Origin of the sequence: Arthrobacter stackebrandtii (assembly GCF_017876675.1) — a bacterium.
GTDB classification, from domain to species: domain Bacteria; phylum Actinomycetota; class Actinomycetes; order Actinomycetales; family Micrococcaceae; genus Specibacter; species Specibacter stackebrandtii.
On the sequence record NZ_JAGIOI010000001.1, the window covers coordinates 3810882 to 3831519 of the forward strand.

The window sequence follows — 20638 nt, forward strand, 5'->3', positions numbered from 1 at the left end:
ATCCATGAGCAGCGAACACAGCACGCACAGCCGCAACCCCCGGTCATTCCCCTACGAACTGCGCACCTTTCCCTCGCGCCTGGCGGAGGGGAAGGTGCCGGAGGAAGTGGCTGCCTGGCAGCAGGCCGTCTCCCTGGGCTTCCACGGGGATGCCACCTCGGCGGAAGAAGCGGCAAAGTACGTCGCGTCCGAGGAGGTGGACGGGCGCATGTGCACTGGCGCCTACCTCAAGGATTCGGCCGCGCCGGCAGGTGCCTGGGGCATTGAATACCCCGTCGCCACCTACGCCTACCACCGCAAGGGCCTGAATGTGGGGGCAGGCACCCTGCTGCCGGTCCACCAGATCACCGCCGTGACCGTGCGGCCCAGCCACCGCCGCCGGGGCCTGCTCCGCGCCATGATGGGCTCGGACCTGGCCCAGGCGAAGGCGGCCGGCATTCCCATCGCGGCGCTGACGGCGTCGGAAGCCACCATTTACGGGCGTTTCGGCTTTGGCGTCGCCACCCACGCCTGCGACATCGAGGTGACCGTCAAGGGCGGGCTCGAGTTCATCGTGCCCGCAGCGGCGTCCCAGGGCGTGGTGGAGATTGCCGACCCCACCGTGGTCCGGGACTTGCACGACGGGATTTTTGCCCGGGTCCACGGCGCCAGCTACGGCTCGATCGGACGCCACGACATGTACCGGCTCTCCTCATCCGGGCAGGGCAACTACGGTGCCCTGGATCCGGTGAAGAACATCCGGGCCGCACTGCACTACGACGCGGAGGGAGCTGTTGACGGCTATGTGACCTACAAGCCTGTCCAGGACAGCGGCCGTTCCGCCGTGGAAATTGTGGACCTGCTCGCCGCAACGGACGCCGCCTACCTGGCGCTCTGGAACTTCCTTGGCTCCCTGGACCTGATCGACGTCGTCAAATGGGGCATGGCGCCGGTGGTCGACCCGCTGGAATGGGCCATGGCGGCCAAGCGGCTGTACAAGCGCACCGGCACGGAAGACCACCTGTGGCTGCGCATCCTGGACACGCCCGGGGCCCTCGCCGCACGCGAGTACGCCGTGGACGGACAGGTCGCCATCCATGTGGGGGACCCGCTGGGGCACGCCTCCGGCATCTTCCGCATCGAGATCGTGCACGGCAAGGCCACCGTGACCCGCTGCCCGGAGGACGGTTCCGTCACGGCCGGGCTCAGCATGGGCGTCAGCGAACTCTCCAGCCTCTACCTGGGCGGCGTCAGTGCCCGCACCCTGCAGGCAGCGGGCCGCATCCGTGAAGAGGAAGCCGGCGCCGTCGCGGACTTTGACTCGCTTTTCGCCGCGAGTGTTTCGCCGCACTGCCTGACCTCCTTCTAGGGCCCAGGCAGGCCGCCCCGGCCGGCGGCATGCCACGCCCCGCGGCAGCCAAGCCACAGCGTGACTGAGGCGGCGCAGGCGTTCACGAGCAGGAGGGAGACCAACACCAGCAGCTGGATCAGGCCTGCATCGAGGGGCTCCGCGCCGCCCAGGATCATGCCCACAAACGCGCCGGGCAGCGTCACCAGCCCGGCGGTGCGGGTCTGGTCGATGGCGGGCAGCACCGCCTCGCCCGCCACGGGCCGGGCCACCATGGAGCGGGCGGCCGGCCATTGAAAACCCAGGGCCACCGCGGCCTCGACCTCGCCGTTGCGCAGCGCCAGCTCGTCACGGATCCGCCGCCCGGCGAGGGTGACGGTGGACATGGCCCCGCCGATCTGCTGGCCAACCACGGCAATGACGGCCAGCGCGCTGAGCGGCAGCACGCCAAAGGCCAACAGGAGCGCCGCCGTCGGAACAACGCCGGCGGCCAGTGGCACGGCCGCCAGCCACCACCGCCCCTCCGGCGCCACCCTGCGGCCCGAAGTCCACACACCCACCACGAACATCAGCGCCACAAACGCAAAAGCCAGGGTGCCCCTGCCGGACAGCCAGCCAATGGCGAGGGCGACGGCGGCGAGCTGGATGAGTGCCCGGGTGCCGGCCAGCAGCATCTGTGCCGGGGAGCGCCCCAGTGCAGTGCGCCACACCACGGCGGCCAGGCACAGCAGCACGGCAAGCAGGATCCAGGCGCGGGGGCCCAGGACCAGGAGTGTTGAACCGTTCACAAGTGCCATTATGGCAACCCCGGGCACGGTGCGGCAGGCGAGGGGCGGGGCCGGAGATCCGCTTTGCGATACCACGGCCAAACAACTAGACTGAACGGGCATGTAATGCGTGCACGGAACACCCACAGGTGGCCGGAACGCGCGGAACAGGCAGAAAATCTGCAGGAACCCCTGCAACCACAATAATTTTTGGATCCACCATGTGGGCATGTGCGCGGTCCTCCGCGCCGCGTCCACGGATCCGACTAAATCCAACTATCCACATCGGAGCCCCTACTACATGACCATCACCACCCCCGAGAAGACGAGTACCCCTGTTGTTGCAATCAACGACATCGGTACTGCTGAAGAATTTCTCGCCGCAGTAGATGCAACCATCAAGTACTTCAACGACGGCGATCTCGTCGAAGGTGTAGTTGTCAAGGTTGACCGCGACGAAGTTCTGCTCGACATCGGTTACAAGACCGAAGGTGTCATCCCCTCCCGCGAGCTGTCCATCAAGCACGACGTTGATCCCGGTGACGTTGTCGCCGTTGGCGATCAGGTCGAAGCCCTGGTCCTCACGAAGGAAGACAAAGAAGGCCGCCTGATCCTCTCCAAGAAGCGCGCACAGTACGAGCGCGCCTGGGGCGACATCGAAAAGGTCAAGGAAGAAGACGGCGTTGTCACCGGTACCGTCATCGAAGTGGTCAAGGGTGGTCTTATCCTCGACATCGGCCTGCGCGGCTTCCTGCCCGCATCGCTCGTCGAGATGCGCCGTGTGCGCGACCTCGCTCCTTACATCGGCCAGCAGATCGAAGCCAAGATCATCGAGCTGGACAAGAACCGCAACAACGTGGTCCTGTCCCGCCGTGCCTGGCTCGAGCAGACCCAGTCCGAGGTTCGCTCCACGTTCCTCAACAAGCTGGAAAAGGGCCAGGTTCGCCCCGGCGTTGTTTCCTCCATCGTCAACTTCGGTGCATTCGTTGACCTCGGCGGCGTAGACGGCCTCGTCCACGTTTCCGAGCTGTCCTGGAAGCACATCGACCACCCGTCCGAGGTTGTCGAAGTTGGCCAGGAAGTCACTGTCGAGGTTCTCGAAGTTGACCTGGACCGCGAGCGTGTTTCGCTCTCGCTCAAGGCTACGCAGGAAGACCCCTGGCAGACCTTCGCCCGCACGCACGCGCTGGGCCAGGTTGTTCCCGGCAAGGTCACCAAGCTGGTTCCCTTCGGTGCATTCGTTCGCGTTGAAGACGGCATCGAAGGCCTCGTTCACATCTCCGAGCTGGCTGTCCGCCACGTGGAGCTGGCCGAGCAGGTTGTCTCCGTTGGCGACGAACTGTTCGTCAAGGTCATCGACATCGACCTGGAACGCCGCCGCATCTCGCTGTCCCTCAAGCAGGCCAACGAGGGTGTCGACGTCGACTCCACCGAGTTCGATCCGGCACTCTACGGCATGGTTGCCGAGTACGACGAAGAGGGCAACTACAAGTACCCCGAGGGCTTCGACCCCGAGTCGAACGAATGGCTCGAGGGCTACGAGAACCAGCGCGCCGTTTGGGAGCAGCAGTACGCTGACGCCCAGGCCCGCTGGGAGTCCCACAAGAAGCAGGTTGCCGAGCACGCCGCAGAAGATGCAGCTGCCGACAACGCCGGTGAAGGTGGCGAGTCCGCAGGGACTTCCTACTCCTCCGAGCCTGCTGCAACCGACTCGGGCGCCGGCACGCTGGCTTCCGACGAGGCTCTCGCCGCACTGCGCGAAAAGCTGACCGGAAACTAATTTCCGCCTCCGGCCCCTGGCCGGCAGCATGGACGGGTCCTCCACCTTCGGGTGGGGGACCCGTTCCCTTTTAATGCCCGCTTGAATCTGCCGTGGCAGCGGCGGCGCAGACCAACGTAAGAATCACACGGCCCCCTTGGGTCCCACGGCCTCGTTCGCACGCGCCGGGCACCGGCAACTGCGGGCAGCCGATATGATCGATGGAAGGGACTCAAACAAGGGAAAACCACACCATGACCATTCCGGATCCGGGAAACCAGGAACCCAAGGTGCTGCCGGGCTATTTCGGCCCCGCCGACGCACCGCCGACATACGTCCAGCCGCAGGTGCCGCGCATGCCGGCCCCGCAGGCGCCGACACAGCACGATCCCCGGTTCCAGCAGCCGCTGAACCCCGCCCCTCAGATGCCCGCGCCGGTGCAGCCGTATCCGGCCCCGCCCATGCAGTACGGTGCGGGTCCCTATGCGGCCGGCCCGTACAACGGCGGTCCGTACAACGTCGGCGCGTTCGGTGCCAGCGACCCCGAGTCGCTTCCGCTGCACGGCGCCACCCTCATCCAGTCAGTGGGCCGTTTCTTCCGCAAGTACGCCACGTTCACCGGGCGGGCCAGCCGGGCGGAGTTTTGGTTTGTGCAGCTGTTCATGGTGCTGGCCTTCTTCATCCTGGCCGTCTTGGGGTCCGTCATCGGCAGCGACACGGCCGCCGTGCTGATCATCATCGGCTGGTTCGGTACACTCGTGCCGTGGCTGGCCCTCGCGGTGCGCAGGCTCCACGACGCCAATCTCAGCGGCGGCCTGGTGGCCCTGTGGCTCGTGCCCTATGTGGGCTTCGCAGTGGTCCTGATTCTTGCACTGATGGCCGCCAAACCGGAAGGTGCGCGCTATGACAAGCGCTCCATGGTGCCGTCGCCCCATGCCCAGCAGCCGTACGGCCACTAGCAGTTCTAGCGCGGCAGCGGCGTGTCCACCCACTCGAGCCCGGCTGCGGCCAGCGTGCAGCGTCCGGCCGTGAGTGCAGCCAGCCGTTCAACAGCGGCGCTGATGGCCTGCTCGTCGTCGGGCATGGCCAGCCCCACCTGGGTGTTGACGGCGTCGTAGCCGTTGCCGGTCATGACATAGCCGGCTGCGCGCAGCTCGTTCTCGAGACGGCCCGCCTCCGCATGCGGCACGGCCACGGTGAAAAGCTTCAACCTGTCCCGGCGCACCAGCGGAACCGCGTCAACCGCGGTGCTGACTGACTCCGAGTAGGCGCGCACCAGCCCGCCGGCCCCAAGCAGGATCCCGCCAAAGTACCTGACCACGACGGCGCACACGTCGCTGAGGTCGGCCTGGGCCGCGTTGGTGGCGGCACCGGGCCGGGTTTCACGCTTCATCAGTGAGTCCAGCATGGGAATGCCGGCCGTGCCGGAGGGTTCGCCGTCGTCGTTGGAGCGCTGCACACCGCGGTCTGGGCCGATGATGAAGGCGGAGCAGTGGTGCCTGGCGTCGTAGAACTCCTTGCGCAGTTCAGCCACGAGGTCGCGGGCGGCGGCCTCGTCCTCCACACGCCGCAGGACGGTGATGAAGCGGGACCGCTTGATGCTGATTTCATGGCGGAAATCGGGCCCTGCAGCAAGTGTTGTGTATGAGTTGGTGCCGGGCGTCGCTTGGGTATTCATCACGCTGCCATCCTATCCGCGGGGGCACGCCGGTGGGATAATTGGGAGGTTCGCAGGGGTCCTCCAACAGCCGAGGGGCGGGTACTGTGTTGCGGCTCTACTTCTTGGGGGAGCAGCGGGTCAGTCACGAGGCGGAGACTGGGGCCCCGTCCCTTGTCTCTGGCCGCGCACTGGAGGTGCTGGCCTTCCTGGTGGTGAATGCCGGTCGGCCCCAGGAGCGGGGGAAGCTGGCCGGGCTGTTCTGGCCGGGGTCGGCGGACCGGCAGGCCCGGACCAACCTGCGCAGGGAATTGCACGGCCTGCGCCAACTCCCCGACGTTGCCGGCTGCATCCACCTGGACGGCACCGCCCTGGTCTGGCGTGAGGGTTTAGGGTGCGCCTCCGACGTGCATGACTTTCGCTTCCTCGCCAGCCTGGCCGCCCGGTCTGGCGCGGGCGGTGAGCAGGATGGACTTTTGCGCCATGGCCGCGATGCCATGGAGGCCTATGCGGGGGAGCTGCTGCCGGGCCTTCACTCCGAGTGGGTGCTGGCCGCCCGGGAGTCGATGCACCGTGGGTGCGTGGAGCTGTGCGACCAGGTGGCCGCTGCTGCGACAGGCGTCGATCCGGAGCTGGCCCAGGCGGCCGCCCGCCGGCGCCTGCAGCTGGAACCGCTCGAAGAAGCAGGCTATCAAAAGCTCATGGAGCTGCAGACGGCCGCCGGCGACATCTCCGCGGCCGTGCGGACCTTCCACCGGTGCTCCGCCGCACTGGAACAGGAGCTGGGCGTGGAGCCCGGGCCGCGGACTCGCGCACTGGCACGCGACCTCCTGGGCCGTGTCCCCGATGAGCGGCCTGCGGGCGGCCGCGACGCCATGACGCTCCTTCCGGGCGTCCGTTCGTCAAACCGGCCCGTTGGCAGGGAAAGCCAACTCTCACTGCTGCAGGCGCGTTGGGAACGGGCCTGCGCCGGCAACCCGGGCCTGGTTGTTGTCACGGGTGACGCCGGGGTGGGCAAGACCCGGCTGCTGGCCGCTCTCATGGACACAGTGGCGGACGGAAATGCCACAACTGCCTACGCCCGCTGCTTCGACGGGGCTGGCAGTGCCCCGTTGTCCCCGGTATCCACCTGGCTGGAGAATGCCCCCTTCCACCTGTTCGACGGCGCCGAAGGCCCCCACCATGCCGTTGTCAGGATGCATGCCGGACCGGAATCCCCGGAAACTTCCGGTCCGGCCAATGGCCGCCACTGGGCAGGGGCAGCCCTGGCCGGGGCCTGGCGGCGCCGGCACTTCCACGAGGAACTGGTGCGGGCCGTCCTGGCGTCGGCGCGCCCCGCACTTCTGGTGCTGGATGACCTGCAATGGTGTGATGAGGAAACCCTGGATTGGCTGTCGGTGCTTTTCGGGACTGCCCCGGATTCACCGGTGTTGGTGGTCGCCGCGGCCCGGACCGAAGGCCCTGCAGCCGAAACCCGCACGCCTGACGCCCTCAACGCGCTGCGCAACGGCGGATGGGTCCAGCAGTGGGTGCTGGCGCCCCTCGACGCAGCCCATGCAGCGGAACTGGCTGCCTCCATCCTCGGGCGGGAGATCTCCGGCAGTGAGGCTGCACTGCTGCATGCAGCAACAGGGGGATATCCGCTCCACGTTGCTGAGACCGCACGCGGCATGGGCGGAGCCACGATGGCCGAGGTATTGGCTGGCGGTGCAGACGGGGCGGGAGTGCTGCGCCGCCGCTTTGACCAATGTTCAACCGATGCCCGTTCCGCCGCATCCCTGGCGGCGGCGTTTGGCCGGGGGTTCAGCCTGGGCACGCTGGCGGCGGCCTGGCCGGGCAGTGAACAGTCCCTGGTGTGGGCCGTCGATGAGCTGTGGCGCCTGCGCATCTTGAGAGAGCAGCACGGCGGCTACGACTTCAGCCACGACCTGCTGCGCGACTGCGCCTACGCGCTTGTGTCGCCGCCGCAGCGCTGGCAGCTCCACCAGGCCCTCGCCCGGGCCCTGGAAGCCCGGAACTCCGTCAACCTTGACCCCGTGGCGGCCCAGCTGGCCGAGCAGTGGCGCAGCGCAGGCGAAGCCGACAAAGCGGTGCACTATTTTGTGCGGGCCGGGAATGCGGCAATGCGCATCTTCGCCAATGCCCGCGCCGTGGCGCACTACCAGGCCGCCCTGAACCTGCTCGCCGGGCAGGACCACGGCGGAGATGGTGCCGAACGGGAACTGGAGGTGCTGCTGCACCTGCCCCAGCCACTCACGGCCCTGCGCGGCTATGCGTCCCCCCAACTGCACGCCACCCTTGAACGCATCACCGAGCTGGCAGCGGATGCGGGCCGTCCCCGCGTGGCTGCCTCCGCATTTCTCGGGCTCTTCGCTGTGGCGTTTGTGCAGGGCCGGACGCAGCAGGCCCATGCCCTGGCCGGCCGGGCACTGCTGCTGGCGGGGGACCTGCCCGTGCTTGCCGGCCAGGCACATTTTGCCATTGCAGGCGCCGCGACAAGCCTTGGCCGAATCGACGAAGCCCTGGGGCATTTCTCGCTCGCCCTGGACAGCGCCCCCGATGAACAGTCCTACATCCTGGGCACCCGTATCGAGGTGCACGCCCGGGCCTGGGATGCCCATGCGCACTGGCTCGCAGGCGACGACGGCGGCGCACTTGTCCTGGCACGTGAAAGTGTGGACCGGGCCACGAGGGCGGGGCACCCCTACAGCCTGGCTGTCGCACTGGCCTTCCGTGCCGTGCTGTTCCAGATGCGCATGGATCCATCGGGCGGGGCACCCGGGGAGCGGGCACGCCTTGGAGTGCTTGCCAGGGAGCTGGAAGAACTGTGTGCGCGCCGGAGCTTCGCCTACTACGGAGATTGGGGAACCATCCTGCGGGGTTGGGCTGCCGGCGGGATGGACGGCGTTGAAGTGATCCGTGGCGGCATCGCCAGGCTGCAGGCGTCCCAGGCCTTCGCCCGCATGCCGTACTGGCACAGCCTTCTGGCCCAGGCACTGGCCGCGTGCGGACGGCACAAGGAGGCGGCTGCCGTTCTGGACGGTGCGGAATCGGCCGCAGTCCAGCGGGACGACCTGTGGTGGCTGCCGGAGATCCTGCGCCAGCAGGCACTCCTTGCCGGTCCGGCTGCGGCCGGCAGCCTGCTGGACCGTGCCGGGCGGCTGGCCGTGGCACAGCAGGGCCACATGCTGGCAGACCGGGTGCGCCAGACGGCGGCGAACGCGGGGCGAACGCCTGGGTTCTAGCGTGGTGCCCAGAAGCGGCAGCCGGCCGCCCGGTCATAAGGAGCCACAACCATGTCACTGAAGGATATTCCGGCCCCGCGCCAAGGGGCTGCAGATCTTGGCGGACTCGCCGCCGCCCTTGGCGGCACGCTCATCGAAGCCGGTGACGGCGGCTATGACGCTGCCCGCGCCGTGTACAACGGCATGATCGACAGGCGGCCGCTCGCCATCGCCCGCTGTGCAGACGCCTCCGATGTCGCCGCCTGCGTCCTTTTCGCAACCGCCAACGGACTCGAAATTGCCGTGCGCGGGGGCGGCCACAACGCCGGCGGTTTTGGCGTGTGGGACGGGGCGCTTGTCATCGACCTCTCCCTCCTGCGCAGCATTGACGTGGACGCCGCCGGACACACCGTCAGGGTTGGCGGCGGCTGTACGTGGGGTGAAGTGGACGCCGCCACCGTGCCGTACGGCATGGCAACACCATCCGGGTTCATGGCGTCCACAGGCGTTGGCGGACTGGCCCTGGGCGGCGGCGTCGGCTACCTGTCACGCCGGTACGGGCTGACGGTTGACAGCCTGCTCAGCGCCGATGTCGTGCTGGCCGACGGAACCCTCGTAACGGCAGACGCCGACAGCCACCCTGACCTGTTCTGGGGGCTGCGCGGCGGCGGAGGCAATTTCGGTGTGGTGGTGTCGTTCCGCTTCGCCTGCCACGACGTGGGTGAGAACGGGACCATTGTGGGTGGGCCGGTTTTGTACGACCTGGACGATGCACCAGAGGTGATGCGGTGGTACCGGGAGGTGCTGCCCACCCTTCCGGAGGAGCTCAGCGGCTGGATCGGCCTGCTCACCATTCCGCCGGCGGCACCGTTCCCGGAGGAACTGTGGGGGCGGAAGTCATGTGCCATTGTCTGGTGCTACACAGGCCCTGCCGACAAGGCCGACGCCGCCACGGAGCCCGTGCGCGACTTCGGTTCACCGCTCCTGGTGGGCCTTGCCCCCATGCCGTTCTCCGCCCTGCAGTCGGCCTTCGATGCGCTGTACCCCGCCGGGCTCCAGTGGTACTGGAAAGCCGACATGTTCAAGGACATCAGCGACGCCGCGATCGATGTCCATGCCAAGTACGGGGTACTGCTGCCCACCGGGCATTCGACCATGCACCTGTACCCCATTGACGGGGCGGCCATGCGTGTCGACGCCGCTGCGACAGCCTTTCCCTATCGCGGCGGCGGATGGGCAGGAACCATTGTCGGTGTCGACCCGGATCCGGCCAACGCGGCCGCCATCACGGAGTGGGCCAGGAAGTACTGGGAGGAGCTGCACCCGACATCGGCCGGCGGGGTGTACGTGAACTTTCTCGGTGAGGAGGGCGACGCCCGGGTGCGCAGCGCCTACGGGGACAATTACGCCCGGCTGGCCCGGGTCAAGGCCCACTACGACCCGGACAACGTCTTCCACATCAACCAGAACATTCCGCCGGCGGCCTGATCCCCGGGCGCAACGCTGTCGCGCGCAGTGCGCCCGGTAGTGTGGAGGCATGCTTTCCATTGGACTGACCGGCGGCATCGCGGCCGGAAAATCACTGCTGGCCGCCCGGTTCCGCGAGCTCGGGGCCGTGCTGATCGACGCCGACCGGCTGGCCCGCGATGCCTTGGCGCCGGGAACGCCCGGCCTTGCTGCGGTGGCGGCACGCTTCGGCACCGAGACATTGTTGCCCGACGGCTCGCTGGACCGGCCAAGGCTGGGGTCCATCGTGTTTGGTGATGCCGACGCGCGCGTTGCATTGAACGCCATTGTCCACCCGATCGTGCGTGCCGCCGCTGCGGAATTGAAGGCGGAGGCGCTGCGGGGTGCCGGCGGGCGGGCCGCTGGCGGGGACGCTGCCGTGCCGGGGGACGGCGGCGTCCGGTCCGCCATAGTTGTCGAGGACATACCGCTGCTCGTGGAGACGGGGCAAGGTGCCAGGTTCCACCTCGTGGTGGTGGTGCAGGCGCCCGAGGAGGAGCGCGTGGCACGGATGGTGCGGGACCGGGGGATGTCCGAGGTCGAGGCCAGGTCGCGGCTGGCCGCCCAGGCATCCGACGCCGAGCGGGCCGCGGCGGCGGACGTGCTCATCATCAACGACAGCAGCCCGGAGGAGGCTGTCGCCCAGCTGGATGCCCTGTGGCACGGCAGGCTGCTGCCCTTCGCGGCGAACCTGGACGCCGGCCGCCCCGCGGAGCCGGCGCAGGCCCGCCAACCGGGAGCAGCAGGTGTGCGTGAGGGGGCAGGGGGCGCGGCCGCAACTGCGGCCCTGGCAGGGAGAATTGCCGCGCGGCTGGAGGCAGCGGTTGGCGGGTCGGCGGAACACATTGGCGGGCCGGCCGGCGTCGGACAACCGGGGGAGGCGGAGAGTGCCCGGCTGCTGCTGGAAGTCCGGCTCAAGGACTCGTCTGGTGCGGACGATGTACTGCCGGGACTTGCGTCGGCGGGGTGGTTCCCGGCGCCGGGGTCCGGGGCCCGGCCGGGGGCAGGAGCAGAGCCGGTGGTGCTGCGTTCGGCGGATCCGGGCCTGGCTGCAGCCGTTGTGGTGCGCTGAACGCCGGCGTGCAGCGACAACGCCGTTAAACGAAGGAAGGGCCGCACCTGGCGGGTGCGGCCCTTGCCTGGGGACGAAGCTTACGGGAGGGTGGCCGGGCAGGCGACCAGTTCCCCGGCAATCGTGACCGTCTCTTCACCGTTGGAGCAGCCCTCGAGGATCTGGGTGCTCAGGTCCGAGATGTAGCTGATCAGCCAGATGCCGAAGATGATCGTGCCGATGATCGCCACGACGCTGATGATGATGCCCACCAGCGCGGGGGTGTTCTTGAAGCCGGCCTTCTTCGACTTCACCTTGCCGATGATGCCCAGGATCAGGCCCACCAGGCCCAGGCCCACGAAGGGCAGGATGATGGAGATGATGCCCAGGGTCTTGCCCGGGTCAACGGCGGGTGCGCCGTAGGGGCCCGGCTGCCCCTGGTTGTAAGCCGGCGGCTGCTGGCCGTACGGCGCCGGCGGCTGGGGGGCCGCAGGTGCGGACGGGTAGGCCGGGGGAGGCGTGGGCTGGTTGGCCGGGTTTTCGGGGGTGTTCTGAGTCATGGGTTCCTCTCGAAGGGTGTTTGTGGTGCATTTTGATGATGTTCGAACCCCATTTTGGCATGTTTGGGCACGTTTGGCGCTGAAGCCGCCGCGCATGACGTCATCAACGTGAGGCAGGCCACGTGTGGCGCCAGGCGACAACAGGGGTAGCGTTAAGCCCATGAGTCTTGCACAGGAGATCAACCGCGTTGTGGCCCCCTTCGAAGTCATCAGCGAATTCCAGCCGGCCGGCGACCAGCCCGCCGCGATCAAGGAGCTGACGGAACGCATCAACGCGGGGGAGAAGGACGTGGTCCTCCTGGGTGCCACGGGAACGGGCAAGTCGGCCACGACGGCGTGGCTGATCGAGCAGGTGCAGCGCCCCACGCTTGTACTGGTGCAAAACAAGACGCTGGCCGCGCAGCTGGCCAACGAGTTCCGCGAATTGCTGCCCAACAATGCCGTCGAGTACTTTGTCTCCTACTACGACTACTACCAGCCCGAGGCGTACGTGCCGCAGTCGGATACGTTCATCGAGAAGGACTCTTCCGTCAACGAGGAAGTGGAACGCCTGCGGCACTCGGCCACGAACGCGCTGCTGACCCGGCGCGACGTCATCGTCGTCGCCACGGTGTCCTGCATCTACGGCCTCGGCACGCCGGAAGAGTACGTGGCCGGCATGGTGACACTGACCCGCGGGGACCAGATGAACCGCGACGACCTGCTGCGCAAGTTCGTCAGCATGCAGTACACCCGCAACGACATCGACTTCCACCGCGGCACCTTCCGTGTGCGCGGTGACACCGTGGAGATCATTCCGATGTACGAGGAACAGGCCATCAGGGTCGAGTTCTTTGGCGACGAGATCGAGAACATCTACACCCTGCACCCGCTGACCGGCGAGATCATCCGCGAGGAAAACGAGATGTACGTCTTCCCTGCCTCGCACTATGTTGCCGGGCCGGAACGCATGGCGCGTGCCGTGAAGCAGATCGAGGACGAGCTGGCCGCCCGCACCAAGGAGCTGGAGAGCCAGAACAAGCTGCTTGAAGCCCAGCGGCTGCGCATGCGCACCACCTATGACCTGGAAATGATGGAGCAGATGGGCTTCTGCAACGGCATCGAAAACTACTCACGCCACATTGACGGGCGCGAGCAGGGCAGCGCGCCGCACTGCCTGCTCGACTACTTCCCGGACGACTTCCTGCTTGTCATCGACGAATCCCACGTGACAGTGCCGCAGATCGGTGCCATGTACGAAGGCGACATGTCCCGCAAGCGCACCCTCGTGGACCACGGCTTCCGCCTGCCCTCCGCCATGGACAACCGGCCGCTGAAGTGGGATGAGTTCCTGGAACGCATCGGCCAGACCGTCTACCTGTCGGCGACGCCGGGCAAGTACGAGCTGGGCGTGTCCGACGGCTATGTCCAGCAGATCATCCGCCCCACCGGCCTGATCGACCCGGAAATCATCGTCAAGCCCTCGCAGGACCAGATCAACGACCTCCTGGGCGAGATCCGCAAGCGCACGGCGAAGAACGAACGCATCCTTGTCACCACCCTCACCAAGCGCATGGCCGAGGACCTCACCGACTACCTGCTCGGCAACAACATCAAGGTCCAGTACCTGCACTCGGACGTGGACACGCTGCGCCGCGTGGAACTGCTGCGCGAGCTGCGCATGGGCGTCTTCGACGTGCTGGTGGGCATCAACCTGCTGCGTGAAGGGCTAGACCTGCCCGAGGTGTCCCTTGTCAGCATCCTCGATGCCGACAAGGAGGGCTTCCTGCGTTCGGGGACCTCGCTGATCCAGACAATCGGGCGCGCAGCCCGCAACGTCTCCGGCGAGGTGCACATGTATGCGGACAGGGTCACCGCCTCCATGCAGTTCGCCATCGACGAGACCAACCGGCGCCGCGAAATCCAGGTCAGCTACAACAAGCAACACGGCATCGACCCGCAGCCGCTGCGCAAGAAAATTGCCGACATCACCGACCAGCTGGCACGCGAGGACGCCGACACCGCGGCCCTGCTGGAGGAAGCCCGGCTCAAGCGCGAAGGCGCCGCCAAGGGGACCAAGAAGAAGGCGTCCGACGGCGCATCCCTCCCGGCTGCTGCCCTCATCACCCTCATTGAGGAGCTCACCGCACAGATGCACGCCGCCGCCGCGGAACTGCACTTTGAGCTTGCGGCCAGGCTCCGCGACGAGGTGGGCGACCTGAAGAAGGAACTTCGGCAAATGCGCGAAGCAGGCCACGCGTAGCGCCCCGCCCGCCGGAATCCGGAAGGTGCGCGCAGGCATTGTGTGACACCGGGGGCAGGGCCAGAATGGTGGAATCAACCCATTCCAGCCCTCGCCCTGAGGGCCAGACAGGACGGCACGGCATGTCCAACCCCGTGAACTATTTCGAAATCGGCACGCCGGATCCGGCAGCCGCCGGTGCCTTCTACTCGGGCATGTTCGACTGGCCTGTGGGCCCGCCGTCGGATGCCGCCTACAGCATGGTCGACGGCGACCACGGCGGGCTGTGGGACACCTCCGCCATGGGCGGGGGCAGCTGGGCCATCTTCTATGTCCAGGTGGACGATGTTGCCGCAAGCCTGGCCAGGGCGGTGGAACTTGGTGCCACCGTCGCTGTGCCGCTCGTGGACAACGGCGCCATTGAATTCGCGCACCTTCTCGATCCGCAGGGCAGCCGCTTCGGCATCTGGCGCCCCAAGGCACCCTAGCGGCCCGTTCCCGGCGCCGGTGCAGCCGCCCCGGCGCCGGCAGCCGTTACGCCCGGACCATGCCCAGCAGCCGGGCGAAGATGCCCTCGCCGTCGTCCGCGATGCCGTCGTGGTGGAAGTCGGCCGTCTCCCACACCTGGAGGTTCTTGACCTGGGAGGCGGTGGCGGTGGAGATGTCCCGGTCCACGTAGATGTCGTCGCTGTAGACGGCGGCGGCCACGGGCACGGTGTTCCGGGCCAGCTGGTCGAGGTCGTACAGTGCGCCCCAGCCCTCGGTGCGTCCGGCCAGCACCCCCGCCAGTTCGTTCAGCGGCACGAGTGCGGGATCCTGCTCGAAGTACCACGGGTAGACGGCCTCGCCCGTCAGCAGCGGCTCGGCAGCATCCGGGTGGAAGTCGGGGTGCCCGCGCAGCACGCGGGCGGCGGCCCAGTTGCTGGCCTCGCCCTGGACGTAGATGGATTCGTGCATGAGCGCGTACAGCGGGTTTGCCGCGCGGCAGACCAACAGGGACACCTGCGCCAAGAAGCCGTCGGAGAGCCGGTCGCCGTCGGGCGTGGGAACAAAGGCGTCCTCCAGCAGGTAGTGGAGTGCGTCGAACCGGGTGTTGCCGCCAAAGAAGTTGCCCAGCATCTGGACACGCTCCGGGGTGAGGCGCTCACCGGTGGGCAGCTGTTCTGGGACGGACGCCACGTGGCGCATCAGGCGGGTCAGCAGGGGGCGGTCGCCCGGGTACTTGGCAAAGTACTCGGCATTGCGGCTGCGCAGGCGCGCAAACGTAGCCTGGTAGACCTGGTCGGCCGGGCCCGTGAGCGGGCCCAGGCCCCCGGTGACCAGGGCTTCCTTGACGCCTTCCGGCGCGAAGGACAGGTACGTCAAGGCGCAAAAGCCGCCATAGCTCTGGCCAAAGAGGCTCCATGCGGGCGAGCCCAGCTCGGCCCGGATGAGCTCGGCATCGGCCACGATGCTGTCGGCCCGGAAGTGCGAGAGGTAGTCGGCCTGTGCCGAAACGTCCCCCACAAGGGGCAGGGTCTGGCGGTTGGCCGGCGTCGAAAGGCCGGTGCCGCGCTGGTCCAGCATGAGCACCCGGAAGTGCTTGGTGGCCTCGGCGAGCCAGCCGCTGAGCCCGGCGGGGCGGTTGCCGCGCCCGCCCGGCCCGCCCTGCAGGAACAGCAGCCACGGAAGCGAGCCGGCCTCACCACGGGCATCTTCGAGCTCGCGGGCATAGACCTCGATGGTGGGGCCGGACGGGTTGGCGTGGTCCAGGGGGACATCGAAACGGTGGTCGCGCATGCGCACGCCGCGGATCACCCAGGAGTCCGATGACCTCATGCCTTGACCCCAACGTGGCTTGCTGCCGGTGCGCCAAATGTGGTGAGGGCATCGCCGTCGAGCCGGTACACGTGCCAGCCGTCCATGGGGCCCGCGCCAAACGACTTGTAGAAGTTGATGGAGGGTTCGTTCCAGTCCAGCACACTCCACTCGAAGCGGGCGTAGCCGCGTTCAACGGCGATCTGCGCCAGCTTTTGCAGCAACTTCCTGCCATGGCCGCCGCCGCGGGCCTCGGGCCGCACGTAGAGGTCCTCGAGGTAGATCCCGTGCGTGCCCTCCCATGTGGAGTAGTTCAGGAACCACAGCGCGAATCCCACAATGGGCTCGCCTGCGGTGTCCGACTCCACCACGTGGGCAAAGATCTGTGGGTTGTCGCCGAAGAGATTTGCGTGCAGCATCTCAACGGTGTTCTTGACGGCGTCGGGCTCTTTTTCATAAACAGCCAGGTCGTGGATCATGCCAAGGATGGCGGGGACATCGGCGGGCACAGCGGCGCGTAGCAAACTCATGGAACGAGCTTATCGCGCACCTCACATCCTGCTGAATTCCTTGAAAATCACGACGGCGGCCCCGGCTTCGTTGGAGGCCTCAAGATCCACTGTGGCCGCCATGAACCAGTCGTTGTTGCCTTCGGGATCAACGACGGTTTGGCGGACGGCCCACTCCGAGGCGCCCGGATTGATGTGCAGCAGGGAGGGGCCGCGCGCTGCCGGGCCGGACTCCAGCCATTCGTGCTCGTCCCAGTACGCATCCAGCGCATCGGCCCAGCGGTCGGCATCCCAGCCGTGGTCGCCGTCGAGCGCCCCCAGGGCCTCAAAGTCGTCGTCGGCGGCCAGCTCCACGCGGCGGAACAACTCGTTGCGGACCATGACCCGGAAGGCGCGGGAATTGTCTGTCAGGCGCGGCGGTGCCGGCGGAAGGGCCGTCTCCTCCGGTGCGGTTGAGTCTTCGCCGCTGGTCATCTTCTCCCACTCATCCAGCAGGCTGGAGTCGACCTGGCGGACCAGCTCGCCGAGCCAGGAGATGATGTCCTCGAGGTCCTCGCGCAGGGCATCCTGCGGGACTGTCTGGCGCAGCGCCTTGTAGGCGTCGGTCAGGTAGCGCAGCACGATGCCCTCGGAGCGGGCCAGGGAGTAGTACTGGACGTATTCGCCAAAGTTCATGGCGCGTTCGTACATGTCGCGGATGATGGACTTCGGGCTCAGCTCGAAGTCGCCCATCCACGGGGCGGCCTTGCGGTAGACCTCGAAGGCGTCGGAGAGCATCTCCAGGAGCGGCATGGGGTAGGTGATCTGGTCGAGGATCGCCATCCGCTCGTCGTACTCGATGCCCTGCGCCTTCATGTCCGTGATCTTCTCGGTGCGGGCGCGCTTGAGCTGGGCCGAGAGGATCTGGCGCGGTTTCTCCAGGGTTGCCTCGATGACGGAGATGACGTCGAGCGCGTAGCTGGGGGACTCGGCGTCGAGCAGGTCCAGGGCAGCGAGGGCGAAGGGGGAGAGTGGCTGGTTCAGGGCAAAGTTCATCTGCAGGTGGACCGTGAGCCGGACGGTGCGGCCGTCGTTTTCGAGCTCGTCCTCGGGGATGCGCTCCACGACACCGGCGCCAAGGAGTTCCCGGTACATGCCGATCGCCTTGCGGATCAGGGCGCGCTGCCTGGCCGGAGTCTCGTGGTTCTCCGTCAGCAGCGCCTTGGCGGCCGCGAAGGGGTCGCCCGGGCGTTCCAGCAGGTTCAGCAGCATGGCGTGCGTGATGGTGAAGCTGGAGGTCAGCGGCTCCGGCACGGATTCGGCCAGGCGCGTGAACGTGGGCTCGCCCCAGGACACGAAGCCCTGCATGGGCTTCTTCTTGACCACCTGGCGCAGCTTCTTCTGGTCGTCGCCGAACTTCGCCACGGCCTTGGCCATGGCCTTGGTGTTTTCAATGACATGTTCTGGCGCCTGCACAATGACGGTGCCTGCGGTGTCGTAGCCGGCCCGGCCTGCGCGCCCGGCAATCTGCTGGAACTCGCGCACCTGCAAGACGCGCGTCTTCACGCCGTCGTACTTGCTCAGGGCGGTCAGCAACACGGTGCGGATGGGCACGTTGATGCCCACGCCGAGGGTGTCGGTGCCACAGATGACCTTCAGCAGCCCGGCCTGGGCCAGCTGCTCAACCAGGCGGCGGTACTTGGGCAGCATGCCGGCGTGGTGGACGCCGATGCCGTGGCGCACCAGCCGGTTGAGGGTCTTGCCGAATCCGGCGGAGAAGCGGAACCCGGCAATGAGCTCGCCGATCTTGTCCTTTTCCTCGCGGGTGCACACGTTGATGCTCATGAGGTTCTGGGCGCGGTCAATGGCCTCGGCCTGGCTGAAGTGCACCACATAGACGGGCACCTGCTTGGTGGCCAGCAGCTCCTCGAGGGTCTCGTGCACGCCGGTCTGGACGTAGTAGTAATGCAGGGGGATGGGGCGTTCGCCCGAGGAGACGGTGGTGGTGTCCCGGTTGGTCAGCTCCGTCAGCTCACGCTCGAAGCGGCTGACGTCACCCAGGGTGGCGCTCATGAGCAGGAACTGCGACTGCGGCAGCTCCAGCAGGGGCAGCTGCCAGGCCCAGCCGCGCTGCGGGTCCGAGTAGTAGTGGAACTCGTCCATGATGACAACGCCGACGTCGGCGTCCTCGCCCTCGCGCAGCGCAATGTTGGCCAGGATCTCCGCCGTGCAGCAAATGATGGGGGCGTCCTGGTTCACGGAGGAATCTCCCGTGATCATGCCGACGTTCTCGGCCCCGAAGATCTCGCACAGGGCAAAGAACTTCTCGGAAACAAGCGCCTTGATGGGGGCCGTGTAGTAGCTGGCGGCACCACGGGCCATGGCGTTGAAGTGCGCCGCGATGGCCACCATGGACTTGCCCGAGCCCGTGGGGGTGGACAGGATCACGTTGTTGCCGCTGACCAGCTCCAGCGCCGCCTCTTCCTGCGCCGGGTACAGCTCCAGCCCCCGGTCCAGGGTCCACTCCAGGAACGCGTCCAAAACGTCGTCGTCGGAGGAGGTTTGCGGGTTCAGGGTGGCGAGCTGTTCAAGAAGATTCATGGTCATCCCAGCTTAGGCGTTCGTGCCGACACGGAAGAACCGAAGGGCATGCAGGCCGGCCCCGGCCAGGGTGCGGCGCGCCGGGGCCGGCCGCCGCGTGTGGCAGGATGGCGCCATGGGCGAACAAGAATTCCTGTGGGAACCGGCCAAGTATGTGGAGTTTGGCGACCACCGCAACCGGCCGTTCCTGGACCTCACCTCCCGCATCGGCGCCGCCGCGCCCCGGGCTGTCGTGGACCTGGGCTGCGGCCCGGGCAACCTGACGGCCACGCTGTCCGCCCGCTGGCCCGGCGCCTCCGTGCTGGGGATCGACAGCTCCGCCGCCATGGTTGCGGAGGCGCAGAAACTTGCCACCCCGCACGACGGCGTTGCTTCCGCAGCTGCCTCGCCGCACAGTGCGCCGGGGCTGGCGTTTGCCAGGGGAGACATCGCCGACTGGCACCCCGGCCCCGACACCGACGTGGTGGTTTCCAATGCGGCCCTTCAGTGGGTGCCCGGCCACCTGGAACTCATGTCCGGCTGGCTCGCGGAGCTGCGCCCGGGCGCGTGGCTGGGAGTCCAGGTGCCCGGGAACTTTGGGGCGCCGTCGCACATGTTGATGCGGGAGCTGGCCGCCAGCCAAAGGTGGCGCAGGCAGCTGGACGGCGTGCTGCGGCACGACGACGCCGTGGCGGAACCGGGGGACTACCTGGAGCTGCTGCTGCGCGGCGGCCTGCGCGCGGATGTCTGGGAAACCACGTACAACCAATTGCTGCCGGGCGAGAACCCGGTGCTGGAGTGGGTGCGGGGCACCGGGCTGCGCCCCGTCCTTGCCGCCCTCGGTTCGGACAGCGCAGAATTTGAGCGGGAGTATTCGGCCCTGCTGGCCCAGGCCTATCCCCGCGGGGAGCACGGCACGATCTTTCCTTTTCGACGCATTTTCATGGTGGGAGAAAAACAATGACCGGCTTTGAGGAATTTCCGCAGGACTGGCAGCGTGCGCTCGTGCTCGTGGCGCACCCGGACGACCCCGAGTACGGGATGGCTGCGGCCGTTGCCGAGTGGGTGGCTGCCGGCAAGGAGGTCAGCTATGTCCTCGCCACGCGCGGGGAGGCAGGGATTGCGGGCCTGGCGCCCGCGGAGTCGGGGCCGCTGCGTGTGCAGGAACAATGGGACGCCTGCGCGCATGTGGGCGTCACGGATCTGGTGTTCCTCGACCATCCCGACGGGCGGATTGAGGAGGGGTTGGGGCTGCGGCGCGACTTTGCCCGGGAAATCCGCCGGGTCAAGCCGGACCTGGTGCTGACGCTGAACCACCGCGACGAATGGGGGCAGGGACGCTGGAATACGGCCGACCACCGGGCCGTGGGCCGTGCCGTGCTGGATGCCGTGGGCGACGCCGACAACGACTGGATCTTCCCCGAGCTGCTGGAAGAAGGCCTGCCGCGGCACAAGGCGCGGTGGGTGGCTGTCATGTCGCCGCGGCCCACACATGCCCAGGCCGTCTCGCCCGGCAGCATTGAGAAGGCCGTGGCGTCACTGGCCGAACACAAGGAGTACATGCGGGCGCTGAGCGACATGCCCGTGGAGGACCAGGCGCGCGCGCAGACGGAAATGGTCACGGAGGGCGGGAAGGTGGCCTTCGAGCTTTACGGCTGAGCCACTTCCCGAAAGCCCGGTTCACTGCCCGGCCCGCCCGCC

The 20638-nt window shown here is 67.5% G+C and carries 16 protein-coding genes; 10 read left to right on the forward strand and 6 right to left on the reverse strand.

Annotated elements, in window-relative coordinates; genetic code table 11:
- Positions 1–4: 4 nt before the first annotated feature.
- Positions 5–1348 (forward strand): GNAT family N-acetyltransferase, encoded by a 1344-nt coding sequence (locus tag JOF48_RS16690; protein WP_209682514.1) that lies wholly within the window; start codon positions 5–7, stop codon positions 1346–1348.
- Here the strand turns inward: JOF48_RS16690 and JOF48_RS16695 are convergent.
- Positions 1345–2115, reverse strand: a complete 771-nt coding sequence (locus tag JOF48_RS16695) for an ABC transporter permease (protein ID WP_209682517.1) — start codon at positions 2113–2115, stop codon at positions 1345–1347. The two genes, JOF48_RS16690 and JOF48_RS16695, sit on opposite strands and share 4 nt — an antisense overlap.
- Before the next feature lie 280 nt (positions 2116–2395).
- Between JOF48_RS16695 and rpsA the strand changes: the two genes are divergently transcribed.
- Together rpsA and JOF48_RS16705 are read left to right on the forward strand one after the other, a co-directional pair.
- The gene (gene rpsA, locus JOF48_RS16700; RefSeq protein ID WP_209682520.1) at positions 2396–3874 is read left to right on the forward strand and encodes a 30S ribosomal protein S1; all 1479 of its coding nucleotides are present in this window, start codon (positions 2396–2398) and stop codon (positions 3872–3874) included.
- Positions 3875–4107: 233 nt separating this feature from the next.
- Positions 4108–4812: a DUF805 domain-containing protein gene (locus JOF48_RS16705; RefSeq protein WP_245346587.1), complete on the forward strand. Its 705-nt coding sequence runs from the start codon at positions 4108–4110 to the stop codon at positions 4810–4812.
- A gap of 5 nt (positions 4813–4817) precedes the next feature.
- Here the strand turns inward: JOF48_RS16705 and JOF48_RS16710 are convergent, their stop codons facing one another.
- A complete protein-coding gene (locus tag JOF48_RS16710; RefSeq protein ID WP_209684695.1) occupies positions 4818–5531 on the reverse strand; it encodes an IMPACT family protein in 714 nt (237 codons plus the stop codon).
- An 86-nt stretch (positions 5532–5617) separates the two neighbouring features.
- Between JOF48_RS16710 and JOF48_RS16715 the strand changes: the two genes are divergently transcribed.
- The 3 genes from JOF48_RS16715 to coaE are packed head-to-tail and all read left to right on the forward strand — an operon-like array spanning position 5618 to position 11312.
- Positions 5618–8755: an ATP-binding protein gene (locus JOF48_RS16715; protein WP_209682523.1), complete on the forward strand. Its 3138-nt coding sequence runs from the start codon at positions 5618–5620 to the stop codon at positions 8753–8755.
- Between the two features lie 51 nt (positions 8756–8806).
- Positions 8807–10222 carry an FAD-binding oxidoreductase gene (locus JOF48_RS16720; protein WP_209682526.1) on the forward strand — a complete coding sequence of 472 codons (1416 nt, stop codon included), beginning with the start codon at positions 8807–8809 and terminating at the stop codon, positions 10220–10222.
- Positions 10223–10271: 49 nt separating this feature from the next.
- Positions 10272–11312 (forward strand): dephospho-CoA kinase, encoded by a 1041-nt coding sequence (gene coaE, locus JOF48_RS16725; RefSeq protein WP_209682529.1) that lies wholly within the window; start codon positions 10272–10274, stop codon positions 11310–11312.
- Between the two features lie 80 nt (positions 11313–11392).
- On the opposite strand, the gene JOF48_RS16730 is transcribed toward coaE, so the two are convergent.
- The gene (locus JOF48_RS16730) at positions 11393–11851 is read right to left on the reverse strand and encodes a DUF4190 domain-containing protein (RefSeq protein WP_209682532.1); all 459 of its coding nucleotides are present in this window, start codon (positions 11849–11851) and stop codon (positions 11393–11395) included.
- 160 nt (positions 11852–12011) lie between these two features.
- On the opposite strand from JOF48_RS16730, the gene uvrB reads away from it, so the two are divergent.
- Both uvrB and JOF48_RS16740 read left to right on the forward strand, forming a co-directional pair.
- Positions 12012–14093 carry an excinuclease ABC subunit UvrB gene (gene uvrB / locus JOF48_RS16735; RefSeq protein ID WP_209682534.1) on the forward strand — a complete coding sequence of 694 codons (2082 nt, stop codon included), beginning with the start codon at positions 12012–12014 and terminating at the stop codon, positions 14091–14093.
- A 122-nt stretch (positions 14094–14215) separates the two neighbouring features.
- The gene (locus JOF48_RS16740) at positions 14216–14560 is read left to right on the forward strand and encodes a VOC family protein (protein ID WP_209682537.1); all 345 of its coding nucleotides are present in this window, start codon (positions 14216–14218) and stop codon (positions 14558–14560) included.
- Positions 14561–14606: 46 nt separating this feature from the next.
- On the opposite strand, the gene JOF48_RS16745 is transcribed toward JOF48_RS16740, so the two are convergent.
- From JOF48_RS16745 to JOF48_RS16755, 3 genes are read right to left on the reverse strand one after another with little or no spacing between them, the layout of a single operon-like run.
- Entirely contained in the window at positions 14607–15890 is a 1284-nt protein-coding gene (locus tag JOF48_RS16745) for an alpha/beta fold hydrolase (RefSeq protein ID WP_209682540.1), read from the reverse strand.
- Positions 15887–16399, reverse strand: a complete 513-nt coding sequence (locus JOF48_RS16750; RefSeq protein ID WP_209682542.1) for a GNAT family N-acetyltransferase — start codon at positions 16397–16399, stop codon at positions 15887–15889. The genes JOF48_RS16745 and JOF48_RS16750 overlap by 4 nt, the downstream gene beginning before the upstream one ends.
- Positions 16400–16420: 21 nt before the next feature.
- On the reverse strand, positions 16421–18958 hold the full coding sequence (locus JOF48_RS16755) for a DEAD/DEAH box helicase (RefSeq protein ID WP_209682545.1): 2538 nt from the start codon (positions 18956–18958) through the stop codon (positions 16421–16423).
- A gap of 115 nt (positions 18959–19073) precedes the next feature.
- Between JOF48_RS16755 and JOF48_RS16760 the strand changes: the two genes are divergently transcribed.
- Positions 19074–19901 carry a trans-aconitate 2-methyltransferase gene (locus JOF48_RS16760; RefSeq protein ID WP_209682548.1) on the forward strand — a complete coding sequence of 276 codons (828 nt, stop codon included), beginning with the start codon at positions 19074–19076 and terminating at the stop codon, positions 19899–19901.
- The gene (locus tag JOF48_RS16765; protein ID WP_209682551.1) at positions 19898–20596 is read left to right on the forward strand and encodes a PIG-L deacetylase family protein; all 699 of its coding nucleotides are present in this window, start codon (positions 19898–19900) and stop codon (positions 20594–20596) included. The genes JOF48_RS16760 and JOF48_RS16765 overlap by 4 nt, the downstream gene beginning before the upstream one ends.
- Positions 20597–20638: the final 42 nt, after the last annotated feature.

Coding starts and splice junctions, on each gene's coding strand:
- JOF48_RS16745 (WP_209682540.1), bottom strand. CDS start 15,890: ATGAGGTCATCGGACTCCTGGGTGATCCGCGGCGTGCGCATGCGCGAC.
- JOF48_RS16755 (WP_209682545.1), bottom strand. CDS start 18,958: ATGAATCTTCTTGAACAGCTCGCCACCCTGAACCCGCAAACCTCCTCC.
- JOF48_RS16690 (WP_209682514.1), top strand. CDS start 5: ATGAGCAGCGAACACAGCACGCACAGCCGCAACCCCCGGTCATTCCCC.
- JOF48_RS16765 (WP_209682551.1), top strand. CDS start 19,898: ATGACCGGCTTTGAGGAATTTCCGCAGGACTGGCAGCGTGCGCTCGTG.
- JOF48_RS16730 (WP_209682532.1), bottom strand. CDS start 11,851: ATGACTCAGAACACCCCCGAAAACCCGGCCAACCAGCCCACGCCTCCC.
- JOF48_RS16760 (WP_209682548.1), top strand. CDS start 19,074: ATGGGCGAACAAGAATTCCTGTGGGAACCGGCCAAGTATGTGGAGTTT.
- JOF48_RS16720 (WP_209682526.1), top strand. CDS start 8,807: ATGTCACTGAAGGATATTCCGGCCCCGCGCCAAGGGGCTGCAGATCTT.
- uvrB (WP_209682534.1), top strand. CDS start 12,012: ATGAGTCTTGCACAGGAGATCAACCGCGTTGTGGCCCCCTTCGAAGTC.
- JOF48_RS16740 (WP_209682537.1), top strand. CDS start 14,216: ATGTCCAACCCCGTGAACTATTTCGAAATCGGCACGCCGGATCCGGCA.
- JOF48_RS16750 (WP_209682542.1), bottom strand. CDS start 16,399: ATGAGTTTGCTACGCGCCGCTGTGCCCGCCGATGTCCCCGCCATCCTT.
- coaE (WP_209682529.1), top strand. CDS start 10,272: ATGCTTTCCATTGGACTGACCGGCGGCATCGCGGCCGGAAAATCACTG.
- JOF48_RS16710 (WP_209684695.1), bottom strand. CDS start 5,531: ATGAATACCCAAGCGACGCCCGGCACCAACTCATACACAACACTTGCT.
- JOF48_RS16705 (WP_245346587.1), top strand. CDS start 4,108: ATGACCATTCCGGATCCGGGAAACCAGGAACCCAAGGTGCTGCCGGGC.
- rpsA (WP_209682520.1), top strand. CDS start 2,396: ATGACCATCACCACCCCCGAGAAGACGAGTACCCCTGTTGTTGCAATC.